Annotated in this window: 11 protein-coding genes; 9 read left to right on the forward strand and 2 right to left on the reverse strand. The window is 74.1% G+C overall.

Features of this window, described 5'->3' with window-relative positions; all coding sequences use genetic code 11:
• Positions 1 to 65: 65 nt before the first annotated feature.
• Positions 66 to 2,834, reverse strand: coding sequence for a lysylphosphatidylglycerol synthase transmembrane domain-containing protein (locus D0Z67_RS19300; RefSeq protein WP_031181095.1), 2,769 nt, complete (start codon positions 2,832 to 2,834; stop codon positions 66 to 68).
• 184 nt (positions 2,835 to 3,018) lie between these two features.
• Between D0Z67_RS19300 and D0Z67_RS19305 the strand changes: the two genes are divergently transcribed.
• The 5 genes from D0Z67_RS19305 to nudC all read left to right on the forward strand — a co-directional run bounded on the left by D0Z67_RS19305 (position 3,019) and on the right by nudC (position 12,945).
• Positions 3,019 to 3,390 carry an MGMT family protein gene (locus D0Z67_RS19305; RefSeq protein WP_031181096.1) on the forward strand — a complete coding sequence of 124 codons (372 nt, stop codon included), beginning with the start codon at positions 3,019 to 3,021 and terminating at the stop codon, positions 3,388 to 3,390.
• A gap of 157 nt (positions 3,391 to 3,547) precedes the next feature.
• A complete protein-coding gene (locus D0Z67_RS19310) occupies positions 3,548 to 6,895 on the forward strand; it encodes an ATP-dependent helicase (protein WP_078873278.1) in 3,348 nt (1,115 codons plus the stop codon).
• Positions 6,896 to 7,018: 123 nt separating this feature from the next.
• On the forward strand, positions 7,019 to 10,432 hold the full coding sequence (locus D0Z67_RS19315) for a UvrD-helicase domain-containing protein (protein ID WP_031181098.1): 3,414 nt from the start codon (positions 7,019 to 7,021) through the stop codon (positions 10,430 to 10,432).
• A gap of 10 nt (positions 10,433 to 10,442) precedes the next feature.
• A complete protein-coding gene (locus tag D0Z67_RS19320) occupies positions 10,443 to 11,849 on the forward strand; it encodes a dipeptidase (protein WP_031181099.1) in 1,407 nt (468 codons plus the stop codon).
• A gap of 151 nt (positions 11,850 to 12,000) precedes the next feature.
• Positions 12,001 to 12,945, forward strand: a complete 945-nt coding sequence (gene nudC, locus D0Z67_RS19325) for an NAD(+) diphosphatase (RefSeq protein WP_031181100.1) — start codon at positions 12,001 to 12,003, stop codon at positions 12,943 to 12,945.
• A 73-nt stretch (positions 12,946 to 13,018) separates the two neighbouring features.
• On the opposite strand, the gene D0Z67_RS19330 is transcribed toward nudC, so the two are convergent.
• Positions 13,019 to 13,276 carry a mycoredoxin gene (locus D0Z67_RS19330; protein WP_031181101.1) on the reverse strand — a complete coding sequence of 86 codons (258 nt, stop codon included), beginning with the start codon at positions 13,274 to 13,276 and terminating at the stop codon, positions 13,019 to 13,021.
• 89 nt (positions 13,277 to 13,365) lie between these two features.
• Between D0Z67_RS19330 and D0Z67_RS19335 the strand changes: the two genes are divergently transcribed.
• From D0Z67_RS19335 to D0Z67_RS19350, 4 genes are all read left to right on the forward strand, one after another.
• The gene (locus D0Z67_RS19335; RefSeq protein ID WP_234312744.1) at positions 13,366 to 15,699 is read left to right on the forward strand and encodes an ATP-dependent DNA helicase UvrD2; all 2,334 of its coding nucleotides are present in this window, start codon (positions 13,366 to 13,368) and stop codon (positions 15,697 to 15,699) included.
• A 140-nt stretch (positions 15,700 to 15,839) separates the two neighbouring features.
• Positions 15,840 to 16,157, forward strand: coding sequence for a hypothetical protein (locus D0Z67_RS19340; protein ID WP_031181103.1), 318 nt, complete (start codon positions 15,840 to 15,842; stop codon positions 16,155 to 16,157).
• 176 nt (positions 16,158 to 16,333) lie between these two features.
• Positions 16,334 to 16,702: a WhiB family transcriptional regulator gene (locus tag D0Z67_RS19345; protein ID WP_030807350.1), complete on the forward strand. Its 369-nt coding sequence runs from the start codon at positions 16,334 to 16,336 to the stop codon at positions 16,700 to 16,702.
• An 11-nt stretch (positions 16,703 to 16,713) separates the two neighbouring features.
• Positions 16,714 to 17,040 (forward strand): hypothetical protein, encoded by a 327-nt coding sequence (locus D0Z67_RS19350; RefSeq protein ID WP_031181104.1) that lies wholly within the window; start codon positions 16,714 to 16,716, stop codon positions 17,038 to 17,040.
• Positions 17,041 to 17,042: the final 2 nt, after the last annotated feature.

Genomic DNA, 17,042 nt, shown 5'->3' on the forward strand with positions numbered 1-17,042 from the left:
CCGCGCGGGGCACGGGCCGTAAGGAGTAAGGGGGCACCGGCCCCGGAGGGGCGGACCGGCGTGCCCTACAGGGCTCCCTTGCGGGTCAGGTGGTTGAACGCCAGCCACCCCGGCAGCACCGGCAGCCACAGCGTCAGCAACCGGAACAGCAGCACCGCCGGAGCCGCCACCTCCTTGGGCAGCCCGACCGCGATCAGACCCACGGTCAGCGTCGCCTCCACCGCCCCGACCCCGCCCGGCGTCGGCGCGGCCGAGCCGAGCGCGTTGCCCGCGAGGAAGACCACCGCGACGCTGGCGATGCTGAGGTGCACCGACTCGTCGCCGAACGCCCGGATCGACGCGTCCAGGCACATCACGAAGCACCCGGTGAGCAGCAGCATGCCGCCGATTCCGGTGACCAGCTTCTGCGGCCGCTGGAGCACGTCCAGCATGCGCGGCACCACCCCGGCGAACAGCGACCGTACGCGCGTGACGACGAACTTCCGCAGCAGCGGCACCGAGGTCACCACCAGCACCAGCACCGCGACCGTCAGCAGACCTGCGATGACCGTCCGGGACGGCGACAGCGACGGTGTCTTCTCGGTGCCGGTGAGATAGCCGAAGGACAGCAGCATCAGGATGTGGCAGCCCAGACCGAACAGCTGGGAGGCGCCCACACTCGCCACCGCGAGCCCCGGCCGCACCCCCTGCCGCTGGAGGAACCGCGTGTTCAGCGCGACACCGCCGACCGCCGCCGGAGCGACGATCTTCACGAAGGACCCGGCGACCTGCGCCGCCACCGTCCGCACGAACGGCACCCGCTCCGGCACGAACCCGAGCAGCGCCATCGCGGCGGCCACGTAACTGAGCGCGGAGAACGCCACGGCGGCCGCCACCCAGCCCCACTGGGCCTGCGCGAACAGCTTGCCGAACTCGATGTGGGTGAGCTGGGTGAGCAGGAAGTACCCGCCGATCGCACCCGCGATGAAGCTGATCAGGGTGCGCGGCCGGATGCGCTCCAGCCGGGCCGGCTCCACCGGCGCCTGCGGCCTGATCCGGAGCACCTGATGCCGAATCTGGGTGAGCAGGTCCTCCTCGCGGGCCTCGTCGATCGCCTCGTCGATGGCCCGCTTCTCCGCCCGCTGCTCGGCGCGGACGGTCTTCTTGTCGGGCTTCTCCGGCAGGGCCGCGCCCTCCTCGGAGGCCGCCTCCAGCCGGGCCTGCTTGGCCAGCCGGGACGACTCCAGCACCGCCTCCCGCTCCCGCTCCGCGCGCTCACGGTTCAGCTTGCGCAGGGTGGCGCGGGTGGAGCGGGTCAGCGCGATGGGCTGGAGCATCGGCAGGCAGTCGGCCACCGCGTCCGGGCCGAGTACGGCGACCGCCGTGGCCACGGCCCGCTCGGCGCCGACCCTGAGGCCGAGCGTGGTGAGCATCTGGGCCACGTCCATGCGCAGCAGCAGATCGCCCGCCGCGATCTCCCCGCCGCGCAGCTCGGCGAGGATCACCTTGCCGGAACGGTCCACCAGTACGGCGTCGCCCGCGAGCCTGCGGTGCGCGATGCGCCGGGACTGCAGCGCGCGCACCTGGTGCCAGATCTTGTGCAGCAGCTCGTCGGTGATCTCGTCGTCGGCCAGCGAGTCCAGCGTGCGGCCGCCGGTGTGCTCGTAGACGAGCATGACCGCGTCGGGGCCCAGCTCGGAGGTGGCGATCAGCTTGGGGGCGTTGGCACCGGCCGCGATGGCCGCGTACGCGAGGAGCGCCTCCTGCTCCAGGGCCTGTCTGAGGGACTGGAGGCTGGAGCGGGTGGCGAAGCCGCGCAGGGTGAGGTTGCGCCAGGCCCGGTAGAAGAAGCCCTGGGCCTGCTGCTCCCGGTCGACGACGGTCACGTCCAGCGGCGGGCCGTCCTCCAGGGTGACGAAGTAGCGCCGCCCCCGGTCGCCGTTCTCCGCCTCCGGGCCCTCCTCGCGGACCGCGCTGACCGGGTGGAAGCCGACGTGGCGCAGGCCCGCCATCAGGGTGCGGCCGGTGGGGCGGACGTTGGGGGAGCCGACGGCGTAGAGGGTGCCGTAGGCGATGGTCCAGCCGATGAGCACGGTCAGGATGATGGCGAACGGCGTGGTGTAGCCGGTGACCAGCATGGAGAACGCGTCCAGCAGCAGCACGATCCACAACACCGCGCGCCAGCGGGGTCTGCGGGACATGCCGACGGCCGTCATATAGGCGATGACGGGCGCGAGATAGCCGTGCACCGGGTCGGTCAGCGCGTGGATGTCGCCGGGCGCCGGCTGGGTGAGCGCCTCCTGGATGGAGTGGGGGGCGGCGCGGGCGACCCAGAGGTCCGTGGCGAGGGTGACGCCGTGTGCGAGGACGGCGGCGAGCACCCCGTCCGCGATCCGCAGCCCGTCGCGTTTGATCAGCCGCTCGATGGCGAAGGCCACCGGCACCAGCAGGATGGCGATGCTGGACGCCAGCCCCGCGATCTTGATCAGCAGGTCGGGCGCCTGGCCGGTGCCCTTGTTGATGTCCTGTTCGAGCCCCGAGGTGGTGCCGTGCGCGAACGCGGCGATGGCGAGCAGCAGGGCGATCGCCAGCACGCCCACCAGGAGCCGCATGAGGTCGGAGGGGCGGTGCACGCGCGCGGGGAGCAGCGGTTCGTCGCCCTCGACCTCCTCCAGGATGTCGTCTGAGGGGCGCCTGGGGGCGTACGCCCGCGCGGGGACGCCCGTCTCGCCGCCCTCACGCGCGCGTGGACCCGCGTCCGGGGAGGGGCCGTCGGTGGCTTCGCGGGAGGCGTCGGGGCGCGCGGACGCGCCGGAGGTGCCCTCCGCGTCGTCGTGCACACCCTGCTTGTTCATCGTCTCTTCTTGGTCTCGTATCACCAGTCACCGCCCGCACGATGGTGGCACGACTGAGGGGCGCGAGGGGGCATCAGGGTGCGGATGGGGGTGCGAAAAGTGCGTTTGGGCGGAGTGCGGGCCCGTCCGGACACCCCTGGCCGGCCTCGTCCCATTGTCGTAGGCGTACGGCAGGATGGGGTGGATGAGCGAGCAGAGCGCTGCCGGGGAGGGGCGCCCGGACGAACTTCCGGAGTACGCCGAGCGCGTGCTGGAGGTGGCCGAGCGGATTCCGCCGGGCCGGGTGATGACCTACGGCGACGTCGCGGAGTGGCTGGAGGAGGGCGGGCCGCGCCAGGTGGGCCGGGTGATGGCGCTGTACGGGGGCGCGGTGCCGTGGTGGCGCGTGGTGCGGGCCGACGGCGCGCTGCTGCCCGGCCATGAGCTGCGCGCCCTCGACCGGTACCGGGCCGAGGGCACCCCGCTGAAGCAGGCGTCGCGCAGCGCGGAGGGGCATCTGCCGCGTCTGGACATGAGACGGGCCCGCTGGGACGGGGCCCCGGCGGACCACAGCTGACGGCTTCCGGCAAGGGGCGCGGCGCGGGTCCGCTCGTACGGGGGACACCGGGCACGCCCCGGCATGACGTACGTTCGTGGGAGCGGGAGCCCTTGCGGCGCCCGCCTCCCTACGCCCCCAGGACCACCCCGCACCACCACCAGGACCGGCGAACCACGTGAGCACCACCTCCACCACCGGACGCCTGCCGCACCCCCAGGGTCGGCAGGCGCCTCGTGGTGCCTACCGGCTGCTCCGCACCCCGCCCGCCCGGACGCCGCCGCCCCGCCCGGACACCGCCCAGCGCGCGGTGATCGAGCACGACACCGGCCCGCTGCTCGTCCTCGCGGGACCCGGCACCGGCAAGACCACGACCCTGGTGGAGTCCGTCGCCGCGCGCGTGGCCCGGGGCGGCGACCCCGACCGCGTCCTGGTGCTGACCTACAGCCGCAAGGCCGCCGTGGAGCTGCGCGACCGGATGGCCCGGCGCATGGGGGCCGCCCGCGCGCCCCGCGCCACCACCTTCCACTCCTACTGCTACGCCCTGGTCCGCGCCCACCAGGACAGCGACCGCTTCGCCGAGCCGCTGCGGCTGCTCTCCGGCCCCGAGCAGGACGTCACCGTGCGCGAGCTGCTCGCCGGGCAGCCCGAGCTGGAGCGGCTCGGCCTGGACCATGTGAGCTGGCCCGACGACCTGCGCGCCTGCCTGACCACGCGCGGCTTCGCCGACGAGGTCCGCGCGGTCCTCGCGCGCAGCCGCGAGCTGGGGCTCGCGCCCGGCGCGCTGGACGCCTTCGCGCGCCGCATCGGGCGCCCCGACTGGCGCGCGGCGGCCGCCTTCCTCGCCGAGTACCTGGACGTGATCGACCTCCAGGGCGTCATCGACTACGCCGAACTCGTCCACCGCGCGGTGCTCCTCGCCCACCGCCCCGAGGTGGCCGAGCGCCTCGCCGCGTCCTACGACGCCGTGTACGTGGACGAGTACCAGGACACCGACCCCGCGCAGGTACGGCTGCTGCACGCGCTGGCCGGCGGCGGGCGCACCCTGGTCGCGCTCGGCGACCCCGACCAGTCGATCTACACCTTCCGGGGCGCCGACGTGAACGGCATCCTGGACTTCCCGGCCGCCTTCCCGCGCGCGGACGGCCGCCCCGCGCCCGTCGAGGTGCTGCGCACCTCCCGCCGCTCCGGGGCGGACCTGCTGGCCGCGACCCGCCGGATCACCCAGCGCATGCCGCTGTCCCAGCTCCCCGCCGAGAAGCTCCGCGTCCACCGCGAGCCCACGGCGGTCCGCGACGGCGGCCAGGTGGAGGTGTACACCTACCCGACCCCCGGCACCGAGCTGGACAACATCGCCGACATCGTCCGCCGCGCCCACCTGGAGGACGGCGTCCCGTGGAACGAGATGGCGATCCTCGTCCGCGCGGGCTCCCTCACCATCCCCACCCTGCGCCGCGCCCTCACGGCGGCCGGCGTCCCCCTGGACATCGACGGCGACGACCTGCCCCTGCGCCACGAACCGGCCGTCGCACCCCTGCTGACGGCACTGCGCGCGGTGGCCCTCGCGGAGGCGGGGTCCGCCGGGGAGGCCGACGAGACCGGGGAAACCGGCGAGGCCGGGGAAGCCGACGAGGCCGAGGTCCCGCAAACCCCCTGGCTGGACGCCGAGACCGCCATAACGCTCCTCTCCTCCCCCCTCGGCGGCATGGACGCCGCCGACCTGCGCAGGCTCGGCCGGGCCCTGCGCGAGGAGGAGCGCGCCGCCGGAGAGGCCCTGCCCGCCCCCTCCGACGTGCTCCTCGCACGGGCGCTCGCCGAGCCCGAGCGGCTCGTGGCGCACGACCCGGCGTACGCGCGCGGGGCGCAGCGGCTGGGCGCGCTGCTGCGCAAGGCACGCACGTGCCTGGCCGAGGGCGGCACCGCCGAGGAGGCGCTGTGGGCGCTGTGGAACGGCACGCCCTGGCCGAGCAGGCTGGAGCGGGCCGCCCGGCGCGGCGGAGCGGCGGGCCGCAACGCCGACCGCGACCTGGACGCCGTCTGCGCGCTGTTCGCCACCGCCGCCCGCGCGGAGGAGCGCACCGGCGGACGCGGCACCCTGAACTTCCTGGAGGAGATCGCCGCCGAGGACATCGCCGCCGACACCCTCACCCGCCGCGCGGTACGCCCCGACGCCGTACGCCTGATGACCGCGCACCGCTCCAAGGGCCTGGAGTGGCGGCTGGTCGTCGTCGCGGGCGTGCAGGAGGGGCTCTGGCCCGACCTGCGCCGCCGGGGCTCCCTGCTGGAGGCCGACCGGATCGGCCGGGACGGGCTCGCCGAGCCGCTGACCCCGGGCGCCCTGCTCGCGGAGGAACGCCGGCTGTTCTATGTGGCCGCCACGCGCGCGCGGGACCGTCTCGTCGTCACCGCCGTGAAGGCACCGGCCGACGACGGCGACCAGCCGTCCCGCTTCCTCAGCGAGCTGGGCGTCGAGCCCCGTGACGTCACCGGCCGCCCGCGCCGCCCGCTGGCGGTCGCCGCGCTCGTCGCCGAGCTGCGCGCCACCACCGTCGACCCGGACGTCTCGGAGGGCCTGCGGGACGCCGCCGCGCGCCGGCTGGCCCGGCTCGCCGCGCTCGCCGACGAGGACGGCCGCCCGCTGGTGCCCGCCGCCCACCCCGACCGCTGGTGGGGGATGTACGAGCCGACCGCGAGCAAGGTGCCGCTGCGCGACCGGGATCAGCCCGTGGTGCTCTCCGGCAGCGCGCTGGACCAGCTCGCCAACACCTGCGCCCTCCAGTGGTTCCTGGGCCGCGAGGTGAAGGCCGACGCGCCCGCCACGGCCGCCCAGGGCTTCGGCAACGTCGTCCACGTCCTGGCCGACGAGGTCGCCTCCGGCCGCACCCCCGCCGACCTGGACGTCCTGATGGAGCGCCTGGACTCGGTGTGGAACGCGCTCGCCTTCGACGCGCCCTGGAAGTCCGCCCAGGAGAAGGAGACCGCCCGCGCGGCGCTCGAACGCTTCCTGAACTGGCACGTCCTGGACCGCGCCACCCGCACGCCCATAGCCAGCGAGCGGGACTTCGACGTGACCCTGGAGGCCGGCGAGTACCAGGTCCGCATCCGGGGCCAGATGGACCGCGTCGAGACGGACGGCGACGGCCGGGCCTACGTGGTGGACTTCAAGACCGGCAAGAACGCGCCCACCGCCGCCGAGGTCGCCCGCCACCCCCAGCTCGCCGTCTACCAGCTCGCGGTGGCCGAGGGCGCGGTGGACGACGCCTTCGACGGCGCGCGCCCCGAACCCGGCGGCGCCGAACTCGTCCAGCTCCGCCAGGGCGCGGCCAAGAAGGACGGCGGCGAGACACAGCCCAAGGTGCAGGCCCAGCAGCCGCTGGAGGGGGAGTGGGTCGGCGACCTGTTGGCCACGGCGGCCGGCAAGGTGCTGGACGAGCGGTTCACCCCCACCACCGGCCAGCACTGCGCGCACTGCGCCTTCCGCGCCTCGTGCAGCGCCCGCCCCGAGGGACGGCACGTGGTGGAGTGACGTGCACGATGGCGTGACGTACGGCCATGGCGGCGTGATGTGCGGCACCGTGGTACCCCGCTGACCTGCGCTTTCCACAGGCTCGGCACCCGCTTGTCGGCGGTCGCCGCTAGCCTTCCCCGCATGCCCGCGCACCTCACCGACCCCGAGCAGCTCAAAGAGCTGCTCGGCATCCCGTTCACCCCGGAGCAGACGGCCTGCATCATCGCGCCGCCCGCCCCGCAGGTGATCGTGGCCGGAGCCGGCTCGGGCAAGACCACCGTGATGGCCGCCCGCGTGGTCTGGCTGGTCGGCACCGGCCAGGTCGCCCCCGAGCAGGTGCTCGGCCTGACCTTCACCAACAAGGCGGCCGGCGAACTCGCCGAACGCGTCCGCAAGGCGCTGATCAAGGCCGGGATCACCGACCCGGACGCGATCGACCCGGACAACCCGCCCGGCGAGCCCGTCATCTCGACCTACCACGCCTTCGCCGGGCGCCTGCTCACCGACCACGGCCTGCGCCTCGGCCTGGAGCCCAGCTCGCGGCTGCTCGCGGACGCCACCCGCTTCCAGCTCGCCGCCCGGGTGCTGCGCGAGGCGCCGGGCCCCTACCCGGCGCTGACCCGCTCCTTCGGCGACCTCGTCACCGACCTGCTCGCGCTCGACTCCGAGCTGTCCGAGCACCTGGTCGACCCCGAGGAACTGCGCGTCTGGGACGCCGACCTGCTGACCACCCTGGACGGGGTGAAACTCAGCAACGCCGACCTGCGCAAGGTCCCCGAGACGCTCGCCGCGCGCGCGGAACTCGCCGGGCTCGTCCAGCGCTACCGGGCCGCCAAACGCGCCCGCGACCTGCTCGACTTCGGCGACCAGATCGCCCTGTCGGCCCGCCTCGCCCGCATCCCCGAGGTGGGCCGCCTGCTGCGCGAGGAGTTCCGGGTCGTCCTGCTGGACGAGTACCAGGACACCTCCGTCGCCCAGCGCGTCCTGCTCGCGGGCCTCTTCGGGCACGGCACCGGCCACCCCGTCACCGCCGTGGGCGACCCCTGCCAGGCCATCTACGGCTGGCGCGGCGCGTCCGTGGCCAACCTGGACGACTTCCCCGAGCACTTCGCCCGCGCCGACGGCAGCCCCGCCACCCGGCAGGCACTCAGCGAGAACCGGCGCAGCGGCGGCCGCCTCCTCGGCCTCGCCAACGGCCTCGCCGAGCCCCTGCGCGCCATGCACGCGGGCGTGGAGGCGCTCCGCCCCGCCCCCGGCGCCGAGCGCGACGGCCTGGTCCGCTGCGCCCTGCTGCCCACCCACGCCGAGGAGATCGACTGGCTGGCCGACTCCGTCGCCCACCTGGTGCGCACCGGCACCCCGCCCGGCGAGATCGCCGTCCTGTGCCGCACCGCGACCGACTTCGCGGAGATCCAGGGCGCGCTGGTCGCCCGGGACGTGCCGGTGGAGGTCGTCGGGCTGTCCGGGCTGCTGCACCTGCCCGAGGTCGCGGACCTGGTCGCGGTCTGCGAGGTGCTCCAGGACCCCGGCGCCAACGCGGCCCTGGTCCGGCTGCTCACCGGCCCGCGCTGGCGTATCGGCCCGCGCGACCTGGCCCTGCTCGGCCGCCGCGCCCGGCTGCTCGTCGCCCACGCGCGCGTGGACGGCGCCGACGACCCCGACCGCAGGCTCGCCGAGGCCGTCGAGGGCGTCGACCCCTCCGAGGTCACCTCGCTCGCCGACGCCCTGGACACCTTCCTGGAGACCTCCTTCGGCACCGAGGGCTACGACGACGACCTGCCGTTCTCCCCGGACGCGCGGGTGCGCTTCGCCCGCCTCGCCGCCGAACTGCGCGACCTGCGCCGCAGCCTCTCCGACCCGCTGATGGACGTGCTGCACCGGGTGCTCGCCGTCACCGGCCTGGAGGTCGAGCTGTCGGCGTCCCCGCACGCGCTGGCCGCCCGCCGCCGCGAGACCCTGTCGAACTTCCTCGACGTGGCCGCCTCCTTCGCGGCCGGTGACGGCGAGGCCACCCTGCTCGCCTTCCTCGCCTTCCTGCGCACCGCCGCCCAGTACGAGAAGGGCCTCGACAACGCGCTGCCCGGCGGCGAGAACACCGTCAAGGTGCTCACCGCGCACAGGTCCAAGGGGCTGGAGTGGGACGTGGTGGCCGTCCCCGGCCTGGTCAAGGGCACCTTTCCCAGCGCCCAGGGGCGCGAGAAGTGGACCGCGCAGGCCAAGGTGCTCCCGCACGCCCTGCGCGGCGACACCGCCACCCTGCCCGACGTGGACTCCTGGGACGCCAAGGGCGTCAAGGGCTTCCACGAGGCCATGAAGGAGCACCAGCTCACCGAGGAACTCCGCCTCGGCTACGTCACCTTCACCCGCCCCCGCTCCCTCCTGCTCGGCTCCGGCCACTGGTGGGGCCCCAGCCAGAAGAAGCCGCGCGGCCCCTCCGACTTCCTGACGGCCCTGCACGACCACTGCGCCGCCGGGTACGGCGAGACCGAGGTGTGGGCGGACGCCCCCGAGGAGGGCGACGAGAACCCCGCCCTGCACACCGCCGACGCCGGCCAGGCATGGCCGCTGCCCCTGGACGCCGTCGCCCTCGACCGCCGGCGGCGCGCCGCCGCGACCGTCCGCGCCCACCTCCAGGCACCGCCCACCGCCGCCCCGGTCCCGTACGACGACCCCGAGTGGCCCACCGCGCCCCCGGACGACGAGGAGCCGTACGACGCGTTCGACGAGCCCGGCGACCGGGAGGCCCCGAGCGCCGGCCGCCCCGCGCTCCCCGTCCCGCACCAGGCGTCCGCCGCCGAGCCGCTCACCCCCGAGGAGGCCCGCGCGGTCGCCTCCTGGGACCGCGACCTCGACGCCCTCGCCGGGGAACTGATGCGCGCCCGGCGCGCCGTCATCGACGTACCGCTGCCCGCCGTCCTCACCGCCACCCAGATGCTCCGGCTGGCCGAGGACCCCGACGGGCTCGCGCAGGAGCTCGCGCGCCCCATGCCGCGCCCCCCGCAGCCGGCCGCGCGCCGGGGCACCCGCTTCCACGCCTGGGTCGAGTCCCGCTACGAGGAGCTGATGCTCCCCCTGCTGGAACCGGACGACCTGCCCGGCACCGACGCCGAGATCGCCGACGAGGCCGACCTCGAAGCCCTGAAGGAAGCCTTCGAGCGCACCGAGTACGCCCGGCGCACGCCGTACCGCGTCGAGGTCCCCGTACAGCTGACCCTCGCGGGCCGGGTGGTGCGCGGCCGGATCGACGCCGTCTACAAGGACGGCGAGGGCGCGGACGCCACCTACGAGATCCTCGACTGGAAGACCGGCCGCACGCGCGGCGCCGATCCGCTCCAGCTCGCCGTCTACCGGCTGGCCTGGGCCGAGCAGCAGGGCATCCCGCCCGAATCGGTCACGGCCGCGTTCCTGTACGTGCGCACCGGCGAGGTCGACCGTCCGGACCCGCTGCCCGGCCGGGAGCAGATGGCGCGACTGCTCGAAGGGGAACGAACCGGGGCACCGGGGACGCCCGGGTGTGACGAACCGCCCGCTGAGGATGTCCGCGCGGGCCGATAGGCTCGTGAGCATGAGCCCGACCCCGGACAGCGCCGTCCACGCGTACATCGAACGACACCGCGCCGCCTTTCTCGACGACCTCGCCGCCTGGCTGCGCATCCCGTCCGTGTCCGCCCAGCCGGAACACGCCCCCGATGTCCGCCGCAGCGCCGACTGGCTCGCCGCGAAACTCACCGAGACCGGCTTCCCCGTGGCCGAGGTCTGGCCCACCGCGGGCGCCCCGGCCGTCTACGCCGAATGGCCCTCGGACGACCCCGGGGCCCCCACCGTGCTGGTCTACGGCCACCACGACGTCCAGCCCGCCGCCCGCGAGGACGGCTGGGACACCGACCCCTTCGAGCCCGTCGTCCGTGGGAACCGGCTGTACGCGCGCGGTGCCGCCGACGACAAGGGCCAGGTGTTCTTCCACACACTCGGCGTCCGCGCCCACCTCGCCGCGACCGGCCGCACCACCCCGGCCGTCCACCTCAAGCTGCTGATCGAGGGCGAGGAGGAGTCCGGCTCGCCGAACTTCCGCGCCCTGGTCGAGGAGCACGCCGACCGGCTCGCCGCCGACGCCGTGATCGTCTCCGACACCGGCATGTGGTCCGAGGACACCCCCACGGTGTGCACCGGCATGCGCGGCCTCGCCGAGTGCGAGATCCGGCTGTACGGGCCCGACCAGGACATCCACTCCGGCTCCTTCGGCGGCGCCGTGCCCAACCCGGCCACCGCCGCCGCCCGCCTGGTCGCCGCCCTGCACGACGAGCACGGGCGCGTGGCCGTCCCCGGCTTCTACGACGGCATCGTGGAGCTGACCGCGCGCGAGCGGGAACTCTTCGCCGAGCTGCCCTTCGACGATGCCGAGTGGCTGCGCACCGCCAAGTCGCACGCGGCCGAGGGCGAGGCCGGGTACAGCACGCTGGAGCGCGTCTGGGCCCGCCCGACCGCCGAGGTCAACGGCATCGGCGGCGGCTACCAGGGCGCCGGCAGCAAGACGATCATCCCCTCCTCGGCCGTGGTGAAGCTGTCCTTCCGGCTGGTCGCCGGTCAGGACCTCGGCGCCGTCGAGAAGGCCGTGCAGGACTGGGCCGAGCGGCAGGCGCCCGCCGGAATCCGGCTGGAGATCGACTTCAGTCCGGGCACGCGCCCGTGCCTCACCCCGCTCGACCACCCCGCCCTGGAGTCCGTCGCCCGCGCGATGGGCCGCGCCTTCGGCAAGCCGGTGCGGTTCACCCGCGAAGGCGGCTCCGGCCCCGCCGCCGACCTCCAGGAGGTGCTCGGCGCCCCGGTGCTCTTCCTCGGCATCTCCGTCCCCTCCGACGGCTGGCACGCCCCGAACGAGAAGGTCGAGCTGGACCTGCTCCTCAAGGGCGTGGAGACCGGCGCCCACCTGTGGAGCGACCTCGCCGAGAACTGGCGCCCCGCACGCCGCTGAACAGCCGCCGTTCGGCAACGGCACCGCGCGCCGGGCACACTGGAAGGGCCGCCCGGCCCGGCCGCCCCCGCCCGGCCGCGGTGCCCCTGACCTCTGTCCCGCCGAACCGCCCGCCGAACCGACCGTTCCATTGGGGGAGTTGGAAGCACCCGTGACCACCCGGACCGACCACACCGCTGACCGACCCATCTCGCTCACCGCCCCGAGCGGCATCGACCGAGCCGCCCACCACCGGCTCGACGAAGCCTGGCTCGCGGCGGCGTGGAGCCACCCCACGACCCGCTGCTTCGTGGTCTCCGGCGGCCAGGTGCTCATCGACGAGACGCCCGACGGGCGCACCGAACTCGTCATGACCCCCTCCTTCGAGGCCCCCCTCACCGAGGCCCACCGCTACTTCCTGGGCGAGGACGAGGACGGCGTCAGCTACTTCGCGCTCCAGAAGGACTCGCTGCCCGGCCGCATCGACCAGTCCGCCCGCCCCGCCGGACTGCGCGAGGCGGGCCTGCTGCTCTCCCCGCGCGACGCCGGGCTGATGGTGCACGCGGTCGGCCTCGAGAACTGGCAGCGCACCCACCGCTTCTGCTCCCGCTGCGGCGAGCGCACCGTCATCGCCGCCGCCGGGCACATCCGGCGCTGCCCGGCCTGCGGTGCCGAGCACTACCCGCGCACCGACCCGGCGGTGATCATGGCGGTCACCGACGGCCAGGACCGCATCCTGCTCGGCCGCCAGGTGCACTGGCCCGAGGGCCGCTTCTCCACGCTGGCCGGGTTCGTCGAGCCCGGCGAGTCCATCGAGCAGTCGGTGCGCCGCGAAGTCTTCGAGGAGGCGGGCATCACGGTCGGCGAGGTCGAGTACGTCGCCAGCCAGCCCTGGCCGTTCCCGTCCAGCCTGATGCTGGGCTTCTTCGCGCACGCCACCTCCACCGAGATCGACGCCGACGGCGAGGAGATCGAGGAGGCCCGCTGGTTCTCCCGCGACGAGCTGGGCGCCGCCTTCGAGTCCGGCGAGGTGCTGCCGCCCTACGGCATCTCCATCGCCGCCCGGCTGATCGAGATGTGGTACGGCAAGCCGCTGCCGACCCGCAGCGCCTTCTAGACACTGCCCGGACGCGAGAAACCCCGGCCGCCCTCGTTCACGGGGGGCCGGGGTCTCTCACGCGTTCCGGGGGTCAGGCGCCGAGCGCCTGCTTCACCTGGGCGAGGCTCGGGTTGGTCATGACGACCTCGGAGCCACCGCCGGCGGGCACGACGCGCACGGTCGGCACCGTCTGGTTGCCGTCGTTGGCCTTCTCCACGAACGTGGCCGACTCCGGGTCGTGCTCGATGTTGATCTCGGTGAAGGGGATGCCCTCCCGGTCGAGCTGGCCCTTCAGCCGGCGGCAGTAACCGCACCACGTCGTGCTGTACATCGTCACAGTGCCCTGCATGTCTCGCGCTCCTCAGGCGGCCGGGGGGTACGTCCTACGTCGTGCACAGGGCCAACGCGGGAGACCCGGTGAGCATTCCCACGGCTGTGATGCCCGCCGCACCGGCCGCTGTGACACCCGCCGCATTAAAACGACTATCGGGGCCCGCCTGTGGACAACCGACGCGTCGGTCCCGGGCGACCTGGCAGCATGGCCATGTGACAGCAGCAACGCCCTCCCCTCTCTTCCCGCGGACCCCGGACTCGGCCGACGCGGTGCTCGAAGGGCTCGACCCCGAGCAGCGCGAGGTCGCCACCGCCCTGCACGGGCCGGTGTGCGTCCTGGCCGGAGCGGGCACGGGCAAGACCCGCGCGATCACCCACCGCATCGCGTACGGGGTGCGCTCTGGCCTGCTCCAGCCCTCCAGTGTGCTCGCCGTCACCTTCACCAACCGGGCCGCGGGCGAGATGCGCGGCCGGCTCCGCCAGCTCGGCGCCCAGGGCGTGCAGGCCCGCACCTTCCACTCCGCCGCGCTCCGCCAGCTCCAGTACTTCTGGCCGAAAGCGATCGGCGGCGGACTGCCCCGGCTGGTCGACCGCAAGATCCAGCTGGTCGCCGACGCGGCCGCCGCCTGCGGTCTCCGCCTGGACCGGGGCGAGCTGCGGGACGCCACCGCCGAGATCGAGTGGTGCAAGGTCACCCAGACCGTCCCCGCCGACTACCCGTACGCGGCCGTGAAGGCGGGCCGCGAGACCCCGCGCGACCCGGCCGAGATCTCCCACCTCTACGCGGCCTACGAGAGCCTCAAGAGCGACCGCTCCGTCATCGACTTCGAGGACGTGCTGCTGCTCACCGTCGCCGTCCTCCAGGACCGCCAGGACATCGCCGAGCAGGTACGCGCCCAGTACCAGCACTTCGTGGTGGACGAGTACCAGGACGTCAGCCCGCTCCAGCAGCGGCTGCTCGAACTCTGGCTCGGCGACCGCGACAGCCTGTGCGTGGTCGGCGACGCCAGCCAGACCATCTACTCGTTCACGGGTGCAACCCCCGACCATCTCCTCGACTTCCGGCTCCGCCACCCCGGGGCCACCGTGGTCAAGCTGGTCCGGGACTACCGCTCCACCCCCCAGGTGGTCCGCCTGGCCAACGGCCTGCTCGCCCAGGCCCACGGCCGCGCCGCCGACCACCGGCTGGAACTGGTCTCCCAGCGCACCCAGGGCCCCGAACCCGTCTACACCGAGTACACCGACGAGCCCGCCGAGGCCGAGGGCGCCGCCCGCCGCATCCGCGAGCTGATCGCCGCCGGGACCCCGGCCGCCGAGATCGCCGTCCTGTTCCGCACCAACTCGCAGTCCGAGACCTACGAACAGGCCCTCGCCGACGCCGGCGTCCCCTACCAGCTGCGCGGCGCCGAGCGCTTCTTCGACCGGCCCGAGGTGCGCAAGGCGGGCGTGGCCCTGCGCGCCGCCGCCCGCTTCGGCGGCAACGACTCCCTGCTGGACGAGGCGGTCGACCTGCCCTCCCAGGTCCGCGCCGTGCTCTCCGGCGAGGGCTGGAGCAGCGAACCCCCGGCCGGCTCCGGCGCCGTCCGCGAACGCTGGGAGTCGCTGGCCGCGCTGGTCGCCCTCGCCCACGACTTCGCCGCCGCCCATCCGGGGGCCACCCTGAGCGACCTGGTCGCGGAGCTGGACGAGCGGGCCACCGCCCAGCACGCCCCGACCGTCCAGGGCGTCACCCTCGCCTCGCTGCACGCCGCCAAGGGCCTGGAGTGGGACGCCGTCTTCCTGGTCGGTGTCGCCGAGGGCATGCTGCCGATCACCTACGCCAAGACCGACGAACAGATCGAGGAGGAGCGCCGCCTCCTCTACGTCGGCGTCACCCGCGCGCGCGAACGGCTCCACCTCTCCTGGTCGCTCGCCCGCTCGCCCGGCGGCCGGGCGGGCCGCAAGCCGAGCCGCTTCCTCGACGGACTGCGCCCCGGCTCCACCGCCACCGTCGGCCGCGCCGCGACCGGCACCGGCGGCGTCGAGCGCGGCACCCTCGGCGGCCTCCCGGCCGCGCCCCGGCGCGCCCAGCGCTCCCCGGCCCGCTGCCGGGTCTGCGGGCGCACCCTCACCGACGCCGGCGAGATGAAACTGATGCGCTGCGAGGACTGCCCCTCCGACATGGACGAGGGCCTGTACGAGCGGCTGCGGGAGTGGCGGGCGGTGGAGGCGGGGCTGAGCGGACAGCCGGACTTCTGCGTCTTCACCGACCGGACCCTGATGGCCATCGCCGAGAACCGTCCCGACTGCGCGGCCGAACTCTCCCGCATCCCCGGCGTCCTGGACCGCAAGCTGCGCCGCTACGGCACCGACGTACTGGCCATCTGCGCAGGCCAGGAGGCCGGAACCGACCCGGTGGAAGCGGCCGGGACGACTGATCGGAACTCGTCGCGAAAATAGTTTGCGCCCGCGCCAGGAATCCCCATAGGTTCTAGGCACGGAAACGGCGGCCTTCTCGAAGGCTGTGAATCCGTGCTGTACTTCTATATCCGTGGACCGATTCGCACCGGTCCCCAAGACGCCGAGAGGAGGCGAGCCCAGTGATCAGCATCGAGACCATCATCACCAGCCCGGTCAAAATGACCGATCGTCCGGCCGTCTCCCTGTGCATGCTCGGCGCGCCCTCCCAGGGCACCGGTCTGTCCGGCATCCGTGCCGACCGTCCGGCCTCCTCGCTGCTCTCCGGGGACCTCCCTGTCCGCGAGCGCAATGAGCGACCGACCAAGGCACTGGCAGCGGTAGAGGCACAGGCGCAGGGCGCCTATGCCTTCGCGGCGGCCGGTGCCGGATTCCGCACGACGCAGCACCACCAGATGTGGGCCTTCCGTGGGCCAGAACCCTGGAGTGATCCAGCCTGATCGACGATCAGGCAGGCGCCTTCAGGGCCGCGGAACCCCATCCGGGAACCGCGGCCCTTCTGTTTTCCCCGAACAGGGAGAACACCCCGAAGACGCCTCGGGACAACAAAAGAGAACCCGGTACCCAGCCGACACCCGGTCCACCGGCCGGAACGACCAGACGAGGAAAACACCCCGTGCAACTCGAAGCGCACGCCCCGTCAGTACCGCCTTCACAAGCGATCACTCAGCTCGGCTCCACGGAGGACCCCGCCTTGCTCCCCCTCACCGCGCTCACCGCGCTCGACGACGCCATCGAGAACCTCGGCGTGCCCGTCCCCTGCCGTTCCTACGACCCGGAGGTCTTCTTCGCCGAGTCGCCGGCCGATGTCGAGTACGCCAAGTCGCTCTGCCGCACCTGCCCGCTGGTCGAGGCGTGCCTCGCCGGGGCCAAGGAGCGCCGGGAGCCCTGGGGTGTCTGGGGTGGGGAGCTGTTCGTGCAGGGCGTCGTCGTCGCCCGGAAGCGGCCGCGTGGCCGTCCGCGCAAGAACCCGGTCACGGCATGAACATCGCGCGCATGAACACCGCAGGAACGATCGACCGTCCCCTCACGCACGACCCCAAGAAGCAGGCCCCGATGAAGCCGTCCACCAGCGAGCCCTCCGGCTCGGCGACCCCAGACCTCGATACCCGTGGCGTGACAGGCTCGCGCCAGACGAACAGGACCCGCGAAATGCATCTCATCCCAGAAGCCCTGGCTCGTGCGCATATGCACGAGCGCCTGCACGAGGCCCAGCGGGAGCGCCGGGCCATGAGCCTGGCCACCGCCCGGCGGATGCAGCGCCGGGCGGAGCGCGCCTCGCTGCGTGCCCGCCGCGCGCTCGCCGTCGCCGTCATGCAGTAGGC

The organism is Streptomyces seoulensis (assembly GCF_004328625.1).
Taxonomy (GTDB): Bacteria; Actinomycetota; Actinomycetes; order Streptomycetales; family Streptomycetaceae; genus Streptomyces; species Streptomyces seoulensis.